At 60.0% G+C, this 4,714-nt stretch carries 1 protein-coding gene; it reads left to right on the top strand.

Annotated elements, in window-relative coordinates:
* Positions 1-153: 153 nt before the first annotated feature.
* The coding region (locus ABX749_RS22670; protein WP_372897989.1) for a PKD domain-containing protein at positions 154-4,714 on the top strand (4,561 nt) is incomplete at its 3' end.

A 4,714-nucleotide genomic window follows, 5' to 3' on the forward strand; every position in this document is an offset into this window, starting at 1 on the left:
GCGTTCGGTTCCGATCCAGAAAACGATCTGGAATTCAACGGGAACGGGACTGTCGCTTACGTTAATAACGGCGCCGAGCTGCAAGCTTACCGGCTTGATTTTGACGGTTTATTCCTGGATGAGCGTTCAAATTCGCCACCAGGTCTCGCGGCAATGCCATTTGCAACATCAGGCGCCGTCTCGGTCACGAACGACCTCAACAGCGATTCGCTCGCCAGAGATCCTCGAAGCGGACGCTTGATCGCGACCACGGGCGAGAAACAGTTCACCACCTTTACCGAACCCTCGAGCGGGGACTCGTTTGAGGCCATTCAGCAGGTGACTGATGGTGTTACACAAACCTTTGACACTTCTTCGTTACTCAAACTGGTCTACTCCAGCGACCGGCCGCGAAGTGCGTACGGACTTTCCGACGACGGATTTCTCATCGAATTTGATCGTTCGGTCGACGGCGACCCGCGAATGAATCCGGAACGCTTCCTGACGCCGGATGACTGGGAATTTGATCGGCTTCGTGACAAGGGCCTTGCATCTGCCGCCGACCTGTTACTTGCCGACGACATTGGCGACGACAAACACCTGTACGTGGCTACCTCCAATCGAGAGGGCGGCGGCGGGATCACGCTTTATCGCCGCGACGGAGCCAACGGCGACCTGACATTCGACCCGACGATCGACGGGTTTGAACGATTAAACGGCGTCCGGACCCTGCAACTCAGCCCCGACGGCGGCACCTTGTGGGCAGCTTCGATAGGCACCGTGCGACCCTACACGCGGGACCAGACGACCGGATACCTGACGCCTAGAACGGGGACGGGCGGTCTCAATCTCATCAATGAGTTTGCCATCGACCCCGACTCTGACTTCATTTTCCTCGCCCTCGGTGGTTCCGATGGCGGGATTGCCACGCGGTTGCAAAGCAATATCGCTGACGAACCGGGTGCCCGGTTCGAACCGCTGCCAAACGCGACGAGCGTGAAACTGATTGGCAACCAGATCTACGCCGGCACAAGCGACGGTCTGCTGAAGGTCTACAACGTTAATGACGAAGGCGAGCTGACGCTGCTGCAGACCGTTTCCAGCGGTTCGGGCGGTGCCGGCTCTCTGAGCGACGTCGTCGATATCGTCTCCAGCCAAGATGATCGCTACGTCTTCGCCGGTTCCGCCGAGGGCGTGATCGTCAGTTATCGACGCGATCATTCCACCGGAAGGCTTTCCTTTTCGCAACGCACCGCAGAAGGAATTCTGGGCATCGAGGGGATCGTCGGGATGACCTCACTGACCTTCGCCGCCTCCGAGAACCAATACCTGCCCGATGTGCTGTATGTCACCAGCCCGAACGGTTGGACGGCGATCCAAATCACACTCAGCAACTTTGTTCGCACGAGTAGCTACCGGGTCGGATTTGATGACAACTTCGCCTCACTGACAGTTGCATCTGATGATGCGGAAGGCGGCGGTGATTTCAGCGACAGCCTCAGCTCCACCGGCGTCAGCGTCGTCCCGTTGACCATCAAAACGTTTAGCGGTGCCGATGGTGTATCGATCGCCGGTCAACCGGGCAAACTGACCCTCGACACCGGGCCGGGCAGTGACTTCGTCAGTTTGAGATCGGTCTCGGGTGAAGAGACGACCATCGAACTCGGCGGTGGCGACGACACGATCGACATCAACCTGCCAGGGCTGGACATCTCCGATGACGACGCGATTGTCTCGATCAACGGTGACAGCCCTCTGTTCGACAACAATCCACCGCTGGGCGATACGCTGACCTACATCGTCGGCGGGCTATCGTTTGATGCCGATCCGGCGACGGCTCTGGAGACCCCCAAAGGCCAGATCAGTGTCGGCGGTCAAGTGATCGTGAAGTGGGAGGAGATCGAAAACCTGGGGGCGCTCGCCGATCTGGCGGGCTCGATCACCGTGACGCCGGGCAGCGTCGCGGAAGGCAACTCGGTCGATTTGACCGCCACCGCGTCGGCCGAAGGTGTCACCGTTGCCGAAAGCGATTATCAATGGGATCTCAACGGCGACGGGGTGTTTGGCGACCAAACTGGCAGCACCCTTTCGCTCGATTGGTCCGCATTGCAGGCACTGGGAATCGACGATGACGGTGATTACCCGATCGCCGTGGAAGTGGCCACGTCCGGCCTCCGCACGATCGCGTCCGCATCGATCGTCATCACCAATGCGGATCCAATCCTCTCGGCCACTGTCAGTCCTGGCACGATCGACCAATTCGAATCGGTCCGTCTGACACTCGGATCAACCGACCCAGGGGACGATACGATCGAGCGTTGGGAAATCGATTGGGACAGCGACGGCAGCGTCGATGACATCTACTTCATCGCTGCGGGCGTCGTGACCCACGCCTACGACGGATCTGGGACCCAAACGATCACGGCGACGGCGTTTGACGAGGACGGTGGCCCCTACGCAGCGGTCACCGCAACGGTCGTCGTCAACGAGATTCCGCCGCGTGTGCGAGCATTCGAAGGCACCACCGTTTTGAATGAGGGTGGGACGGGGACGTACACGCTGGTCGCAACCGGCGGAACCACCACGCCCCGCTCGTGGCTGGTCGATTTCGGCGACGGAACGATCGAACAAATCACATCGACGGAGTTTACCCATACGTACGCTGACGACGGAATTTACACGATCAACGCCATTGTCTTGGAGGACGACGGGAGCAGCCAGCCGGCAACCGCAACCCTGACGGTCGAAGTCAATCCGGTCGATCCGACGATCATTACCGAGCCGGGTGTGTCGCCGATCGACGAAGGCCAGGTGTACACGCTCGGCGTCGCAGCGATCGATGATCCCGGAGACGACACCATCACCGAATGGACGATCGACTGGGGCGACGGCACGGTCCAAACCATCATTGGCGACGTCCGTTCAGCGGCTCACCAGTATCTCGACGACAGCGCGGCGGAACCGGGCGGTGTGTACCAGATCACCGTGCGGGCGACCGACGAAGATGGAACCTATCAGGCAACCGCAGCTGTCCCGCTGGCGGTTACCAATGTCGCCGAGCCGATGATCAGCGTCCCCGCTAGTTCCTCACCAATCACCAACTTTGATTTCACCGTCGCCGAAGGTCAGCCGCTGGAGCTGATCCTGACCAACAACGACCCGGGTAACGACACGGCGACTGAGTGGATCATCGATTGGGACGGTGACGGACCAATGACGCCCGTATCCTACCCCAGCGATCCGGAAGCGCCCCTTCGCAATGCGTCCTTCGTCTACAACGCCGAGATCGCTCCGCTGCAGATCACCGCGGTGATGATCGATGAAGATGGTGAGCATCCGACCAATACCTTGACCGGAGAAGTCACCGACACGCCGCCGACGCCGAGAATCCGCGCCGGTTCGACAATGGCTGTGGAAGGCAGTCCCTTCTTTGTCACGCTCAACCCGGGTACCGAAGGCACCAACACGAAAATCGTCCGCTGGCGAATCGAATGGAATGACGGAACCGGCTCCGAAACGATCTCGTTGGATGAACCGTCCACTACCGTGACCCTCTCTCACGTCTTTCCCGACGGGGATGGCAGTGGCATTACTGTCAACGCGTTTGCAATCGACGAGGGCGAGCAGGAGTATCCGGCTACTTTGACCGTCCCCGTGCTCAACCAGCCGCCGATGATCGCGCTCACGGGACCGGCATCGATCGAGGAGAATTCCGAGTACCTGCTGACCCTCGGGCCGGTGATCGACCCGGCGATCGTCGACACGGTTACTCATTATGTGATTCACTGGGGTGACGGCTCATCCACCGAACTGACGGCGCAGGAAGTGGGCGATCTCGGCGGTGTGGTGCCCCACGTGTATCTCGATGATCCGCCGTTCCTCGGCAATGTCGACACCATCATCAACGTCGATCTGATCGATGAGGACGGACGGACTCCCAACGCGGGATCCACCCGCGTCCGAATCGTCAACGTCGCCCCGGCCGCCGATGCGGGAGGCCCCTACCAAATCCTGCTCCCGGCAACCCAAGTGACGTTGAACGCTTCGGCCATCGATCAAAGTCCCTTGGACACGTTCACCTTCGATTGGGATTTCGATGACGACGGGGTTTTCGGCGATGCGACCGGCCCCAACCCGATCTTCGACGCAACCGGTGCCTTCCCTGGGCAAGTCTTTAATATCGGCCTTCGGGTGACCGACGACGATGGGGGTGTCAGCGAGATCGTGACCACCACGGTCCGATACCTCTCGATCCCCGAAATTGATTCCATCACGCTCGCCCAGGCCTCCATCAACGAAAATGGTTTTGCGGTGTTGACCGTCGATTTCAGTGACACCGATCCCAACCAGACCCATACCGTCACGGTCGTCTGGGGCGACGGAGTGGAGCCGACGGTCCAGACACTGCCGGTCGGAGACCGCTCGATCACGCTGACCCATCCTTATCTCGATGACGATCCGACGGGCACGCCAGCCGATTCCTATACCATCGACGTCACCGTCGCCAACACCGCCGCCGACGACACCGGATCGACCAGCATTACGGTCGCCAATGTCGATCCCGACGTGCTCGAGTTCGTCAGCGACGCTGCGACGCTAGAAGCCAAATCGAATGATCTGGCGGTGACCATCAGCGGCAGCGTGGGCGACATCGGATCGCTCGACACGCACGTCGCGGTGATCGACTGGGGAGATGGCAGCGATCCGGAAACGCTCGACGTTGATCAATTGACAC

The organism is Stieleria sp., assembly GCF_041595215.1.
Classification (GTDB): domain Bacteria; phylum Planctomycetota; class Planctomycetia; order Pirellulales; family Pirellulaceae; genus Stieleria; species Stieleria magnilauensis.